Source organism: Halomonas sp. A40-4 (assembly GCF_015767635.1).
Taxonomy (GTDB): Bacteria; Pseudomonadota; Gammaproteobacteria; order Pseudomonadales; family Halomonadaceae; genus Vreelandella; species Vreelandella janggokensis.
In genome coordinates this window covers 3,594,417-3,608,646 of the sequence record NZ_CP065230.1, presented here as the reverse complement: position 1 = coordinate 3,608,646, position 14,230 = coordinate 3,594,417, and the positions used below count along the sequence as shown (strand labels likewise).

The following is a 14,230-nucleotide window of genomic DNA, read 5'->3' as shown; positions in this document are numbered from 1 at the left end:
AAACGCCATTAGCGCAGCGGCAGCTGTTGCCAAAACGCTTGAAAGTCGTCCGCTCTGAAACGCGCTTCAAGTGCTCTTAGTGACGCAATGACGTCGTCGGACCAGTCGACCCTGAGGTCTATGGGCGCGTGAAAAAAGGACTCGATACGTAGCGCGGCCGAGCGTGTACCACGCGCGTCGCCGCCCTCATCGAGTGCGGCCTCCAGTGCGGTGAGTAAATGGCCGAGCAGTTGTTGCGCGTGATCGGCGGGAAACTGAGGGGCCGCTCCGTTTTGAAGGACAGCCTGGCTGTTGAGTGTGCTCACTTTGATGAAACGCTGAGCCAATACCTCTACAACCTCAGCGCTATGCAGCATATTCCCTATGGCGGCAATGCCGGGGTAGAGGCTAGCCGCTATGCCGGGAAGGTTAGCAGCGCCGGTATGCACATCGGCTCGCCCATCGCTGCCCATCACTAAACACTGGCGCAGCTCAGGATGGGCGTCGCGACGGGTGGCGGCATGCAAAGCCTGGGACGCCGAAGCGCCGTTACGGAGTGCCTCGTGAATCGTTGCGGGGTACCAGGGATTGGTATAACGCCCCTGGGTGACGCACGCCCCAAGGCCGCGCCAGCAATGATGCACATAGCCGCCCACCGCTACACCACCCGTTGCAGTGAGCGTCGCCACGGTGCCTGTGTCAGGTTGAACGTGAACCAGTGACAGCGTCATAAGATTACTTATCAATAGCCGGCATAGTGGCCAATGATCAAGCCTACCCAGGATAGTAAATAGACAACGACCATAAAGGGCAGAATGGCTTTTAACCACTGCGCATAGGAAACGCGGCCAAGAGCCAGCATTGCCAGGGTACCGCCTGAGGTAGGCACAATCAGGTTGGTCAAGCCGTCGCCAACCTGGAAGGCAGTGATCATTAACTGACGGCTCATGCCCACCAGGTCGGCCACAGGAATCAGAATCGGCATGGTGACCAACGCTTGACCTGAACCCGAGGGTACGAAGAGATTGATAACGCCTTGGACCACACTGGCACCTATCGCTGAAAACAGTGGGGGAATGTTGTCGATCAAGGTGCTCAGCGAGTTGACGATGGTATCGATAATCACCGCCTGCTCCAGAATGACCTGAATAGAAGCCGCGACCCCGATCACCAGCGCGCCAGCGGTGACACCCGCTGCCCCTTCCATCATCTGTTTGACAATGCCATTGGCCGAAAGGCCGTTGAGCGCCCCGATAATGATCGCCAGTAACAGGAAAGTGGCGGCGATCTCGTTGATATACCAGCCGCGGGTAAAGACGCCGATCAACATGCCAATCAGGCCGGCCACAAAGACGGCAATGGTCAAGATGTTGCGCTTGGTCAGGTGGTACTCGCTTAGGGGCTTGCTTAATGCTTCGGCGTTGTCCGGCTCTTCAAAGTCCATCTTGACGACGCGCTTGCAGATATACAGCGACAGTAGAGCGAGTGATGAAACCACCATCAAGGTGCGCAGCCAGGCGCCCGAAAACGTGGGTAACTCGGCAATACCCTGCGCCACGCCAACGGTGTAGGGATTGATCGGCGACAGCGCGAAACCGATACCGATGCCGCCCACCGCCATTGTGGTACCTACCAGGCTCGAGCACCCAATCGCGCTGGCAATGAGCACAGCAATGGGGACGAGGGCGATATTATTCTCAAACCCCACCGCAACACCAAAAAAACCGTAAATGAAGGTGCCAACGGTAATGATCATGTTACGGCGTTCGATCCCGACGCGGTGAACCGCGACGCCAATGGCGTTTTCGAGTGCACCGGTTTTCTGCAGGATGTGAAACAGACCGCCAGCGATAAAGACAATAAATAGGTATTGCGAGGCGGAAATAAGGCCTTCTGGTATCGCCACAAAAATATTGAAGGGCGACATGGCGGCCACGTCGTTTAAGTACTTGAACGAGTCTGCGATGACGACGGTACGTCCGTCCTGGGTCGTTCGCTCAAACTCACCGGGCGGGATGATGAAGGTCAGCAGATAGGTCGCGACCAGTATCATGAAGATCAGCACCATCGGGTCCGGAACCGTTTGGTACCACTTTTTTTGCGGACGGGCTGCCGCCGCCGTGTTGTGTTCTGTCATGAGAGACCCCTTGCGTATTGTGTGTCGCAGCGTGGTGCTCGTAGGTGGCACCTTATATTCAATTTATCATGATAAATTAAGCGGTCAAGAAAACGACAATACGCAAGCACAACGGCTACCTGTCCACTGATGGTCAGGAGGCAGTGCCTATAGATGAATGATGATGTGTAATGTTTATCCCCGCTGCCAGGGCCAGCGGCGTTTGGCGGGCGTATCAATCTGCTGTAGCGCGCTGGAGAGTGGCAGCATGATAGCGGTTAGCTGGCGGTGGCAGACGGCGCTGCTGAGAACCCCAGGGCACTGTCTTAGCAGCAGCTCGCACTGCTGCGAGGCGATATATAGTTGTTCGGTAACGGCAGGGGCAAATAGCGGTTTGGCCTGTTGGCAGCAATGGGTAAGCTCGCGGGATAGCATCGAGAGCATGCCGGTATCCAGCCAGCAGGGGAGCGGGTCGTCCAGGCGTCCGGCAATGGAGTGCTGGACGGCTTCAAACGAGGTGCGCAGGAACATGATGGTGTGGCGAAGCTGCCGCTGCTCGCTGTTCATGGTAATAACCTAACACTGTCGCCAATGGTTAAATGCGAAAAATAGTAGTTCTCATTTAAGGATGACGATAGCGCTAGTCAATCAGCCTGTCAATGCAGCGGCTATAAGGGGCCGCTTTCAGGCTGAATTCGCCGCCTGGTAAAGCTGCCAGTCGTTAGTGGTCAGTGGCTTGGCGCCCTGCTCGGTGACGACCACCGTATCGCTCAGCCCGACGCCCCATTGCCCCGGCACTCGCAGGCAAAGCGGCAGGTGAAAGACCATGTTGGCCTCAAACTGACGCCTTTGCCCCTGGGCGATATAGCCCGTGCCTTCCACCCAGCTTGGCGGAAACTGCGCGCCCACGGCATAACCAAACACGCCGGAGAAAAACAGCTGGTCGCGCTGGGGTGCCAGCAGCGCATCGGCAGCCTGGGCGGCATCGTCAAAGGTGTTGCCAGGGCGCATAGCGGCGCACAAGGCCTCAAACATCGAACGGCACAGGTCACGGGTGGCGGAAAGCGCGGAACTGGGTGTGCCGGTGACCGCCGTGCGCATCATGGGGGCGGTATAGCGCTGATAGGCGGCACCGAACTCCAGAAAGACGGGTTCATCGGGCTGAATAATGCGCCGTTTGTGATTGACGTGAATCACGCCGATACGGTGTCCACTGGTCACAATCGGCTGCAGGCTCATAAACTCGCTGCCGTTCTCCAGCAGCGCTTTGGCGCCTACGGCAGCAATGTCGTTGTCGGTCATGCCGGGGCGAATAACCTGCATGGCGGCCTCCAAGCCGGCGGCGGTGATGCGGGCACTTTCCCGCAGCATGTCGAGCTCGGCGGGGCTTTTCACAATCCGGATCGCATCCAGCAGGTCGCCCGCTTCGCAGAAACGTTCCTTGCCCACCGCCTCGGCGAGGGCTTGCATGACGCCCACGCGCAGCCCGCTGCTCCAGCCATCGATGCCGATGCGCTGGCAGTTGGCAAGCAGGTCGGCCAGTGGCGTGAGAATTTCATCCGCATTTTCCCAGCGATAGCCAATGATCTCGTCCACCCGTGCGGTGACAACCGCTGCGCCGGTTTCAATCGAGGCGACTTGAAGCACCAGGCGCTCTGGCGTGCACACCAGACACGCATGCACCGAGACTTCAAAGGTGTGGTAGCCGGTCAGGTAATTGATATCGGCGGGGTCGGTAAGTAGTAACGCATCGACCCCGCGGCTCGCCATCGCATGGCGCACCTTGTCCAGACGCGCCTGATATTCGACGTGTGCAAAGGGCAGTTCACTCTGGGCGAGTGTCTCGGCAAGGGCTTCGCGGTAGTGATGATAATCCATGGCGACCTCCGGTATCAGGTAGGGTCAGTATAGGAGCCAACCACCGGAATGCACCCGCTAATCTGTGCGGCAGAAAGGCCACACCTGATAAAACTTGCGGCACTGGAATTCCGCCTCGCAGCTGTTGAGTTGCGACTGGTAGCGGCTGGCCCGCGTGGCCACCTGCCTTGCCGCTCTCTGTACGGCGGGTTTGCCCCGGTAGCTGCCGCGTTGGTAGCCGCCCGCGCCTTCGTGATAGGCCAGATAAAGATGTTCGGGATTGCTCAGTGAAATACCGGTTTGTTCCCGGGTGCGCTGGTTGTACCAGCCGATAAAGTCGGTGGCGTGCTTCATGTGTGTGCGGCGAGCAAACAGGCTACCGGCCTGATCCTCGTATTCGCCCCAAACCGGATCTTGTGCCTGGGCGTAACCCTTGGCGGAGGAGGGTCGCGGGCCCGGGATAAAGCCCAGGTAGTATTTGCGGTCCGGACGGACATGGCTGCGAAATGACGACTCCTGCTGGATAAACGACATCTGCGTGGCAATGGGCGTCCCCCACCGCTCCTGAGATTCCTGAGCGTAGTCGTACCAGGTTGGCTGCTCGCGGAAAATTTCGCAGATATTGCTTTGATCCTGAGGCGGGTTGGGCGCGAAGGTGGCGCAGCCCGAGAGCAACAGCACCAAGGCGAGTGCTACCCAGAGGCGGAGCGTTGGTAGCGCCGATGTATTTATGCGAAAACCATCAACAGGGCGAAGCATGAAAGCGTCCTTGTGAATAAATTATTGTCGATAACGGGTTGTGGATAAGTGTTGGAAAGTCTGTGGGTAAATCACCAGGCGCGTTTTTCAGCCTTAGCGCAACAAAGCTTCTAAACTGCGACGCAATCGTTGGGCTTCACGCACTAATGTCTCTCCCGAGAGCATCCCCACACCCATCACCAGGCCAACCCTTGGGTCGTGCTTGGCGCATACCGGGCTCAGGGGGCGCACTACCAAATGGTCTTTTAATAATGCTTGGGCGATCTGTACATCATTGATGCCCGGCTCAAACTCGACGCACAGACTGATAGCGCTGCTTGGCATTGAAACACTGCGCACCTGTGGCAGGGTGCGCAGCTGATCATGCAGCACCTGCTGGCGGCCTAGGTAGTCGCGTTGAATACGGTGGCACCAGGTATCCAGGTCGCCGTCAAACATGAACTGCGCCAGCACGGCTTGATCCAGCATACGGCCTTCGCGAAAAAGTTCACTGCGCAGGCGGTTCATCGGCCCGGCCAGATGCCGGGGTACCACCAGGTAGCCCAGGCGCAGCCCAGGAAACATCATCTTGGAAAACGAACCGACCAGCAAGTGGTGCTCGGAACGCGGGTCGAAGAGCAGGTTGGCGTGATCGTTGCGGTTAAACTCGTAGTCGTCTTCAATCACGTAGGTGGGCGATAAGGCATCGCAGAGGTGGCGTTTATGCTCAGCGTTAGTGGGTACGCTGAGCGGGTAATGATGAGAACCGGTCAGATAGACCAGGGTGCTAGCATTTAGCGTGCTGGGCAGCCGATGGCCCTCGCCAGGCCGCCACGGCAGCATTTCAATCGTAAGCCCCGCGGCGCTGAACACATTGCGCGCTCCCCAGTAACAGGGGGATTCAATGGCAACGGTATCCCCTACGTCTGCAAGCGCCATGGCGCATAGCTCAATGCCATTATGGGTACCGTCAGTGATAATGATTTGTTCGGTATCGCAGTGAACGTTGCGCCAGCGTGCCAGAAAGTCTCGAATCGCTCGCTTTAGCGGGCCATAGCCGCCAGTGGAGTAAGACAGCAGGAGAGCGTTCTGCGGCACCGTCACACTCGCATAAAGTTGACGCCACTTGCGCATCGGGAACTGGGCGATATCGGGGATGCCAGGGACGAAGGACCCGTTTTGAATCATGCTGGCCCCGGCGTCATTCAACACGCGCTGGGCACGCTCGGAAAGGTGGAGGCGGGTTGGCACTTGGGTCGCCGTTGCCACGGGCTTGTTGGTCCAGGTTCCCTGACCATGGGCCGTTTTCAGCAATTGTTCATCGAGTAGTGTCTTGATGGCCTGGGCCAGGGTTTGGCGGGCCACACCCACGGTGCTTGCCAGGGCACGGTGAGAGGGTAGACGAAGCCCGGTGGGCCATTGTTGGGTGATCGCCTGACGCAGCGCCAATTCAATGCGTACCTGCTTGCTTAGCTGCTGGGGCTGGTGGGCATACAGATGTGCAAAGTGGTGCAAAGCCTCCTTGTGGTCCATGTCGAAGGTCTCCTGTTGTGCGTTACGGCGGCTATTACCGAGCCTTGCGACGAACGTCGCCGATATAGTTTGCACCTATTCTGTGCATCAGAGTAGTGGTCTAGTCGAAAGCCGAAGTGGTCCATTCGTGTTCTGTCTGCCGCCTGCTAGCGTGCGGCTATACTGTTTTCGACAGGATTCGGATACTGCGCCTCAGAGCGCCGATGATAACCTCCAATAACTTGCAGGACTCTGTGCTATGACAACGTCTTCTTCAGAACAAGCCAAGCTCGTCCGGGTGCTGGCCCGCGGTGACGTATTAGCCCTGGCATTTGGTGCCATGATCGGTTGGGGCTGGATTGTCCTCACCGGTACCGCTATTCAGTCAGCCGGCAGCGTCGGTGCCATTCTAGCTTTTATTGTCGGCGGGTTAGCGATTGTACTCGTCGGCCTGACCTATGCGGAGCTGGCCTCGGCCATGCCCAAAGTCGGCGGCGAGCATGTCTATAGCTACCGGGCGCTAGGTCATTGGCCCTCTTTCTTCTGTACCTGGGCTATCATATTGGGCTATTTGAGCGTGGTGGCGTTCGAGGCGGTGGCCTTGCCGACGGTCGTCGAGCACTTGGCGCCAAATTACGCAGTGGGGCACCTCTGGACCATCGCCGGGTGGGAAGTCAAAGCCACCTGGGTTGCGGTGGGCGTGGGCGGCTCGATTGCCATGATGATCATCAACTACTTCGGCGTGAGTACCGCGGCACTGCTGCAGAAAATTGTCACTGGTGTCATTCTGTTGGTCGGCGTAATGTTCGTCACCGGCTCGCTGTTTGAGGGCAATACCGCCAACATGATGCCGCTGTTTTCGCAGTCTGAAGGCAGCGTCATGGCCGGGGTTATTGCGGTCATCGTGATGGTGCCGTTTCTGTTTGTCGGCTTTGATGTCATTCCGCAGGCTGCCGAAGAGATCAATTTGCCGTACAAGGCAATCGGCAAGGTGCTGATGGTATCGGTGATTCTGGCCGTGGTGTGGTATTCGCTGATTATTCTGGCCACCAGCCTGGCCCTGGATAGTGACGCGATCGCCGCCAGTTCGCTCAGCGTACCCGATGCCATGGAACGTCTATTTAATGCTTCGTGGGCCGGTAACCTGATGGTGATAGCCGGTATTGCGGGTATCATTACCAGTTGGAATGCTTTCTACATTGGTGGCTCGCGGGCCATTTATGCGCTTGCCAATGCGGGCATGTTGCCTGCCACGTTCGCCAAGCTGCACCCCCGCTATAGAACGCCCACCAACGCTATCTTCCTGATGGGCTTTCTTTCCTGCCTGGCGCCTCTTTTCGGCCGCCCTGCGCTTGTGTGGATCGTCAATGCGGGTGGGCTGGGGATTGTGCTGGCGTACCTGTTTGTGGCGGTGTCCTTCATGGTCTTGCGCGTACGCGAGCCGGATATGCCCCGTCCTTTCAAGGTAAGCAACGGCAAGCTGTGCGGCACGCTGGCGATCATCCTGTCCTTCGGTATGGCGTGTCTCTATCTACCGGGTAGCCCGGCGGCGCTGGGCGTCGCGGAATGGACGATCCTTGCCGTTTGGGTATTGCTCGGCATCGGCTTTTATATCCACGCGCTGCGTACCTATGGGCGTGACTATAGCGATCGCCATATGCAAGCGGATCTATAAACCTTTGCCAAGTCGTCGAGATATATTTTCAAGACCAGGGCTTTTCAGGAGCAATATATGAGTTTTATCGAACAGTGGTTGCATGATGGCGTACCTGCCTTGGTGGGCGGCGAATGGCGTAAGGGCCAGCAGACCTTCTTGGTGGATAACCCCGCCACCGGCGAGACAATCGCCCAAGTGGCCGATTTAGGCGCCGACGATACCCGTGATGCCGTAGCGGCCGCCTACGATGCCGGGCCTGCCTGGCGCGCGACACCAGCGAAACAGCGCTCGGCACTGCTGCGCCGCTGGTTTGAGCTGATCCATGAGCACGCCGATGATCTGGCACGTCTGATGACTCTCGAGCAGGGCAAGCCGCTGGCGGAAGCCAAGGGGGAAGTCATCTATGGCGCCTCCTTTATCGAGTTCTTCGCCGAAGAAGCCAAGCGTATGGCCGGGGAAACCCTGCCCAGCCACGGCGCGGACAAGCGCCTTCTGGTACTGCGCGAGCCGGTCGGTGTGGTCGCTGCCATCACTCCTTGGAACTTCCCGCTGGCGATGATTACCCGCAAGTGCGCCCCGGCCCTGGCCGCGGGCTGCACCGTGGTTATCAAGCCCGCTGAAGCCACACCTCTCACCGCCCTGGCGGCAGCGTACCTGGCGCTGGAAGCGGGCTTGCCGACGGGCACCATCAATGTGGTGACGGCATCGAAACCGGCAGCGGTGGGTGAGGTACTGACCACTGATCCACGGGTGCGCAAAGTCTCGTTTACCGGGTCTACCCCGGTGGGCAAACACCTGCTTGCCCAGTGTGCCAGCACAGTGAAGAAAACCGCCATGGAACTGGGCGGCAACGCACCCTTTATCGTCTTTGACGACGCCGATATCGATGCCGCCGTGGATGGCGCGATAGCGTCTAAATTCCGTAACACCGGGCAGACCTGTGTGTGCACCAATCGCTTCCTGGTGCAGGACGGTATTTATGAGGCGTTCGTCAGCAAGCTCACCGAGCGTGTCAATGCCCTGAAAGTCGGCGATGGCCTGACCGAGGGCAGCGTCATCGGCCCGCTGATCAACCAGGCGGCAGTCGACAAAGTTCAGCGCCATGTAGACGACGCCTTGAGCCATGGCGCGCGCCTCTTGTGCGGCGGCAAGCCTCACGCCGCCGGCGAGCGTTTCTTTACCCCCACGGTACTGGCGGACGTGACCACCCAAATGGCCGTGGCCGATGAAGAGACCTTTGGCCCGGTGGCGCCGGTGTTCCGTTTCCAGCGCGATGAAGAAGCTATCCAGATGGCCAACGACACGCCCTTTGGTTTATCCGCATACTTTTACGCCACGGATTATCGCCGCATCTGGCATACCATGGAGCAGTTGGAGTACGGCATGGTCGGCGTCAATGAGGGACTTATCTCAACCGAGCTGGCGCCGTTCGGCGGTGTGAAAGAGTCTGGCCTTGGCCGCGAAGGCTCCCACCATGGGCTGGATGAGTTCACCGAGCTCAAGTACGTCTGCGTGGGCGGCTTATAAGGCAGCATTGTTTTAAGACATTGCTAACCAGTGGCTAAGCGTTATCGAGCCCGCCATCGTCAAACAGCGAGAGTTGCTGGCGATTGGCGGGTTTTGCTTTTTTAGCGCGTTTAGCAAATGGTCGTCTCTGGCTGGCAAGCTTATCCACAATGGCCTGGCTGTCTTCTCTTGCCTCGGGCGTGCGCCTGAGGTCATACAGCATCTTCTTCCAGTGGCGCGCCTCGGCTTCAAAGTCGTGGGGCAGCGGGTAGTGTTCGCCGGGCTGAAAACCGAACCGCCGACGCAGACTTTCGGGCAGTGCCCAGGGCTTGGCGCGCCACTCTAACGGCAGTGCCGTTAATTCGGGCACCCATCGGGCAACAAACGCGCCGCTGGGGTCATTATCTTCTGCTTGCTTGATGGGGTTGTAGACCCGCAGCGCATTGGTGCCCGTGGCACCAGCCTGCATCTGCACCTGGGGGTAGTGGATACCGGGCTCGAAGTCGGTAAACAGCCGTGCCAGGTGCAGGGCGGGCTCGTGCCAGTGTAATCCAAGGCCAAACGTGGCGTGGGAGATAAGCATGGCGCGCATGCGAAAGTTGAGCCAGCCGGTGGCGGTCAGGCTGCGCATGCAGGCATCCACCAGCGGCACGCCGGTTTGGCCGCTTTTCCAGGCAGTCAGGTTGGGGTGGTCGGGGTCGCGTTCGCGCAGGCCACTCAGCGCGGGGTGCAGCGTCTGGTGCTCCATGCTCGGCTCACTTTCCAGCTTTTGAATAAAGTGGCAGTGCCAGTAAAGCCGCGAGGTAAAAGCGCGCAGGGAGCGTGACCACTGTGAATCTTCTGCATGTTTTTCCCGCTGGCGGCGCAGCGACTGGACCACTTCACGCATGGAGAGCGTGCCCCAGGCCAAGTGGGGCGAAAGCCGTGAGCCAAACTCCCAGGCTAGAAGCGGCTTGGATAGGGAACCGCGATAGCGCCGCCCGCGTTGAGTGACAAAACTGCGCCATAGCGCACGTCCTTCGTTGCGGCCGCCTGGCTGACGCTCTGGGCAGGGCGTGGTATCGAAACCCAGCGTCAGTCCGCGAAGCTGCGAGGTGTCGAGGTGGTGAAACTGCTCCCAGCCTTGAGCCACACGGGCATTGCGCGGAGCAGGTTCCGTGGGCGCTGTCATTAATGTTTCCCAATGTGCTTCCCAGCGGGTTTGCTGTCCGGTACGGCGGGTAAGCCCTCGAATGACGCCGTGTTGGCGGGATTCCTGCCAGGCAATACCGTGTTGACGACACCAGAGATGGACCCTTTTATCGCGTTCAAAGCTCCAGTCATTGCCGGTTTCTTGGTGGGAGTGAAGAACAAGGTCTCCATAGTGCGCTTTTAACCCAGCAAGCAGTTCAACAATACTGCCTTGGTAAAGGCACAGCGGCAGGCCCAGTGTCGCCAGTGCGGTAGAAAGGTCGACAAGTGAATCAGCGGCAAATTGCCAGTGGCGCAGTGCGCTGTCCGGCGTTTGCCACTGCTCGGGTTCGATGGCGAAGACAGGCAGCACGGGACCTGCCACGGCGGCGGTGGCGAGCGGCGTGTGATCATGGATACGTAAATCGCGTTTGAACCAAACAACCTGAACAGGTGCCTTAGCCATACCTTACCTTGGCGGTTGAGGGCTATTCGCCACTAAGGCTATTCGCCGCTAAGCCACGACGTTACCATCAAGTCACCGTTTGCGTAATCAACTCAACAGGACCCGTTCAAAAGGAGAGTCATCATGTATATCGCCATGAACCGTTTTCACATTGCCCCCGGTCGTGAAGAGGACTTTTTAGAGGTGTGGCGCAACCGTGATTCACATCTGGAAGACGTGCCGGGCTTCAAGCAGTTCCATATGTTGCAGGGCGAAAGCCAGGAAGACTACACCGTGTTTATTTCCCACAGCGTTTGGGAATCGGAAGAGGCTTTCCGCGACTGGACTCGCTCAGACGCCTTTCGCAAGGCTCACGCCAATGCCAAGTCGCCCGAGGGTATTTATCTAGGTCCGCCCAAATTTGAAGGTTATGAGGTGGTGCTCTAAGGCGCTCGTTAATCAGTTATCGCATGGCCGTTTGGCCATGCTTATCCACCCTTCGGTCGAGCCATCACAGGTAGCGGTTTGAAAACGACATCGAGCGTTTTATTTGCGACTCGCCGCCAGATTTTCGAGATAAAATTTGTCGTGTTTTAAACGATTCGTGCCAATATACGACTAATAGAGCAGTACCCATGCGTGAGTGACAATGTGACTCAGCAACGGGAAGCCGAACAACGCCAGCGACGCCTATACCAATAAGAAAACTTGATAACTGAAAGGTGACCGAGGTAGGAAAGATGGACTCTCATCAAGCAAATGACCAGACAGCAACACCAAATCGTTCGGGCGAACCGCAAACGCTGGGCTTTCTACTGTTGGATAACTTCACATTGATTTCCCTGGCCTCTGCCATAGAGCCGTTGCGGATGGCCAATCAACTGGCCGGGCGCGAGCTGTACCGCTGGTATACCCTGACCCAGGACGGCTTGCCCGTGCGTGCCAGCGATGGTTTGCAGGTAACGCCTGATGCTTCCATGCATTCCCCGTTATCGCTCGAGTGGGTGGTCGTTTGCGGCGGCGTAGGTCCTCATCGCAGTGTCACCCGCGAGCACGTGCGCTGGCTTCAGTCCCAGTCGCGCCAATTGAGGCGTCTAGGTTCGGTGTGCACAGGCAGCTGGGCGCTTGGCCAGGCGGGGCTGCTTGACCACTATGAAACCAGTATCCACTGGGAGTGTTTGGCGTCGATGCAGGAGGCGTTTCCCAACGTTATTCTGAACGCCAACCTATTCACGATTGACCGTGATCGTTTTACGTCTTCGGGGGGCACCGCGCCACTCGATATGATGCTTAATCTGATTGGTCATGACCATGGGCGCGAGCTGTCGGCGGGTATCTCCGAAATGTTTATCTGCGAGCGCGTGCGTAACGAACAGGATCAGCAGCGTGTTCCTCTGAAACACGTGTTGGGCACGACCCAGCCCAAGCTGCTTGAGATTGTGGCGCTGATGGAGTCCAACCTTGAAGAACCGATCGAGCTCGATGAGCTGGCAAGGTACGTCAATGTATCGCGCCGCCAGCTAGAGCGGTTGTTCCAACGCTACCTGCTGTGCTCGCCGTCCAAGTATTACCTGAAACTACGGTTGGTGCGTGCCCGGCAATTACTCAAGCAAACCCCGTTGTCGATCATCGAGATTGCCTCTGTGTGCGGTTTCGTTTCGACCCCCTATTTTTCCAAGTGCTACCGCGAATATTTCGGTGTGCCGCCGAGAAACGAACGCCTGGGCGGGTTTGAGCGCAAAAGTGATGGGAGCAAGTCGCCACCGTTAATCAGACAGTGGGGGGGCGAATCGAATGCGCTAGAGCCTTCCTCGTGCGCTCAGCAGGCGCTTGCCAACGCACAGGGAGAACCGACTTTTGCCAGCGTACTGCTGGTGAGCTGATAGCCACTGCGTCACCCCATTAAAACGTGCTGCCCGGTGTCGGGCAGCACGTTTTTTTATGGCCGCTATGTTTACTTCCAGCATGATTCTGCCCCGCGTGACCTTGCCCGGCATGACGTTGCGATAAATGTCTTGAAGGGGCGCCAATGTAGGGGTGTGTTTGCGACACCATGACGCTTTTGGAATTTCCGCTGTCGTTTCCAAGAGCAGCCCACCCCGACGTCAGCGCTATGCTCGCTACATTCATCAATGTCGGAGCTTAGCCATGTCCCCTACAGAATTGCACGATGACGCTATCGTCATCGATGGTCTGATCATCGCCAAATGGAACCGTGAGCTGCTTGAAGATATGCGGCGCGGCGGTCTGACCGCTGCCAACTGTACGGTTTCGGTATGGGAAGGCTTTCAGGCGACCGTCGATAATATCGTCAGGTCCAACCAGCTGATGGCCGAATGCAGCGACCTGGTGCGCCCGGTGCGTACCACGGCGGATATCACCCGGGCCAAGGAAGAGGGCAAGACGGGCATCATTTACGGCTTTCAGAATGCCCACGCCTTCGAGGACCAGATCGGGTATGTCGAGATCTTCAAGCAGCTCGGCGTAGGCATCGTGCAGATGTGCTACAACACCCAGAACCTGGTGGGGACCGGCTGCTACGAGCGCGATGGCGGTCTGTCCGGCTTTGGCCGTGAGATCGTCGCTGAAATGAACCGCGTCGGCATCATGTGCGACCTTTCTCACGTCGGTGCCAAGACGTCCGAGGAAGTCATTCTCGAGTCCAAGAAGCCGGTCTGCTACTCCCACTGCCTGCCCTCCGGGCTCAAGGAGCATCCGCGCAACAAATCCGATCAAGAGCTGAAGTTCATTGCCGACCACGGCGGCTTTGTCGGCGTCACCATGTTTACCCCGTTTCTCAAGAAGGGCGTCGATTCCACCATCGACGATTACTGCGAGGCCATCGAGTACATCATGAACATCGTGGGGGAGGATGCCATTGGTATCGGCACCGACTTCACCCAGGGGCATGACCATGAATTCTTCGAGTGGTTGACCCATGACAAGGGCTATGCCCGCCGCCTGACGGACTTTGGCACGATCATCAACCCTGAGGGGATTCGCACCATCGGGGAGTTCCCCAATCTGACCGAGGCGCTCCTGAAGCGCGGCATGAGCGAGTCCCAGGTGCGCAAGATCATGGGCGAGAACTGGGTGCGCGTGCTTAAGGACGTTTGGGGGAGCTGATGAGCCCGACTCACGCGGCTTTACCGGCGATAGGCCTACGAGGGGGCGCTGTGAATCCCTCCCTGGACGCTACTTTTGCCATCTGCCCGCCATGGATGGCGGAAATGCCGGAATTGTTTGGAAC

At 58.1% G+C, this 14,230-nt stretch carries 12 protein-coding genes; 5 read left to right on the top strand and 7 right to left on the bottom strand.

Features of this window, described 5'->3' with window-relative positions:
* Window positions 1-8 precede the first annotated feature (8 nt).
* From IT895_RS16785 to IT895_RS16760, 6 genes are all read right to left on the bottom strand, one after another.
* Window positions 9-710: a DUF1028 domain-containing protein gene (locus IT895_RS16785; RefSeq protein ID WP_199284122.1), complete on the bottom strand. Its 702-nt coding sequence runs from the start codon at window positions 708-710 to the stop codon at window positions 9-11.
* A gap of 11 nt (window positions 711-721) precedes the next feature.
* A complete protein-coding gene (locus IT895_RS16780) occupies window positions 722-2,116 on the bottom strand; it encodes a YfcC family protein (protein WP_085919720.1) in 1,395 nt (464 codons plus the stop codon).
* 174 nt (window positions 2,117-2,290) lie between these two features.
* On the bottom strand, window positions 2,291-2,662 hold the full coding sequence (locus IT895_RS16775; protein WP_085919721.1) for a hypothetical protein: 372 nt from the start codon (window positions 2,660-2,662) through the stop codon (window positions 2,291-2,293).
* Between the two features lie 117 nt (window positions 2,663-2,779).
* On the bottom strand, window positions 2,780-3,973 hold the full coding sequence (locus IT895_RS16770) for a M24 family metallopeptidase (protein ID WP_199284121.1): 1,194 nt from the start codon (window positions 3,971-3,973) through the stop codon (window positions 2,780-2,782).
* A gap of 57 nt (window positions 3,974-4,030) precedes the next feature.
* Window positions 4,031-4,711, bottom strand: a complete 681-nt coding sequence (locus tag IT895_RS16765) for a transglycosylase SLT domain-containing protein (RefSeq protein WP_199284120.1) — start codon at window positions 4,709-4,711, stop codon at window positions 4,031-4,033.
* Between the two features lie 93 nt (window positions 4,712-4,804).
* Entirely contained in the window at window positions 4,805-6,223 is a 1,419-nt protein-coding gene (locus IT895_RS16760; protein WP_199284119.1) for an aminotransferase-like domain-containing protein, read from the bottom strand.
* 238 nt (window positions 6,224-6,461) lie between these two features.
* On the opposite strand from IT895_RS16760, the gene IT895_RS16755 reads away from it, so the two are divergent.
* Window positions 6,462-7,877 carry an APC family permease gene (locus IT895_RS16755; RefSeq protein ID WP_199284118.1) on the top strand — a complete coding sequence of 472 codons (1,416 nt, stop codon included), beginning with the start codon at window positions 6,462-6,464 and terminating at the stop codon, window positions 7,875-7,877.
* 57 nt (window positions 7,878-7,934) lie between these two features.
* On the top strand, window positions 7,935-9,386 hold the full coding sequence (locus tag IT895_RS16750; RefSeq protein ID WP_085919726.1) for an NAD-dependent succinate-semialdehyde dehydrogenase: 1,452 nt from the start codon (window positions 7,935-7,937) through the stop codon (window positions 9,384-9,386).
* A gap of 34 nt (window positions 9,387-9,420) precedes the next feature.
* On the opposite strand, the gene IT895_RS16745 is transcribed toward IT895_RS16750, so the two are convergent.
* Complete coding sequence (locus IT895_RS16745) at window positions 9,421-11,001, bottom strand: cryptochrome/deoxyribodipyrimidine photo-lyase family protein (protein WP_199284117.1); 1,581 nt, start codon at window positions 10,999-11,001, stop codon at window positions 9,421-9,423.
* Between the two features lie 123 nt (window positions 11,002-11,124).
* Between IT895_RS16745 and IT895_RS16740 the strand changes: the two genes are divergently transcribed.
* The 3 genes from IT895_RS16740 to IT895_RS16730 all read left to right on the top strand — a co-directional run bounded on the left by IT895_RS16740 (window position 11,125) and on the right by IT895_RS16730 (window position 14,106).
* Window positions 11,125-11,427: an antibiotic biosynthesis monooxygenase family protein gene (locus IT895_RS16740; RefSeq protein WP_199284116.1), complete on the top strand. Its 303-nt coding sequence runs from the start codon at window positions 11,125-11,127 to the stop codon at window positions 11,425-11,427.
* Between the two features lie 293 nt (window positions 11,428-11,720).
* On the top strand, window positions 11,721-12,863 hold the full coding sequence (locus IT895_RS16735) for a GlxA family transcriptional regulator (RefSeq protein WP_199284115.1): 1,143 nt from the start codon (window positions 11,721-11,723) through the stop codon (window positions 12,861-12,863).
* Between the two features lie 265 nt (window positions 12,864-13,128).
* The gene (locus tag IT895_RS16730) at window positions 13,129-14,106 is read left to right on the top strand and encodes a dipeptidase (protein WP_085919729.1); all 978 of its coding nucleotides are present in this window, start codon (window positions 13,129-13,131) and stop codon (window positions 14,104-14,106) included.
* The last annotated feature ends 124 nt before the right edge of the window (window positions 14,107-14,230 follow it).

Bases quoted from the DNA above. Each gene is read 5' to 3' on its own strand.
- IT895_RS16785 (WP_199284122.1), bottom strand. From the start codon at position 710: ATGACGCTGTCACTGGTTCACGTTCAACCTGACACAGGCACCGTGGCG.
- IT895_RS16780 (WP_085919720.1), bottom strand. From the start codon at position 2,116: ATGACAGAACACAACACGGCGGCGGCAGCCCGTCCGCAAAAAAAGTGG.
- IT895_RS16775 (WP_085919721.1), bottom strand. From the start codon at position 2,662: ATGAACAGCGAGCAGCGGCAGCTTCGCCACACCATCATGTTCCTGCGC.
- IT895_RS16770 (WP_199284121.1), bottom strand. From the start codon at position 3,973: ATGGATTATCATCACTACCGCGAAGCCCTTGCCGAGACACTCGCCCAG.
- IT895_RS16765 (WP_199284120.1), bottom strand. From the start codon at position 4,711: ATGCTTCGCCCTGTTGATGGTTTTCGCATAAATACATCGGCGCTACCA.
- IT895_RS16760 (WP_199284119.1), bottom strand. From the start codon at position 6,223: ATGGACCACAAGGAGGCTTTGCACCACTTTGCACATCTGTATGCCCAC.
- IT895_RS16755 (WP_199284118.1), top strand. From the start codon at position 6,462: ATGACAACGTCTTCTTCAGAACAAGCCAAGCTCGTCCGGGTGCTGGCC.
- IT895_RS16750 (WP_085919726.1), top strand. From the start codon at position 7,935: ATGAGTTTTATCGAACAGTGGTTGCATGATGGCGTACCTGCCTTGGTG.
- IT895_RS16745 (WP_199284117.1), bottom strand. From the start codon at position 11,001: ATGGCTAAGGCACCTGTTCAGGTTGTTTGGTTCAAACGCGATTTACGT.
- IT895_RS16740 (WP_199284116.1), top strand. From the start codon at position 11,125: ATGTATATCGCCATGAACCGTTTTCACATTGCCCCCGGTCGTGAAGAG.
- IT895_RS16735 (WP_199284115.1), top strand. From the start codon at position 11,721: ATGGACTCTCATCAAGCAAATGACCAGACAGCAACACCAAATCGTTCG.
- IT895_RS16730 (WP_085919729.1), top strand. From the start codon at position 13,129: ATGTCCCCTACAGAATTGCACGATGACGCTATCGTCATCGATGGTCTG.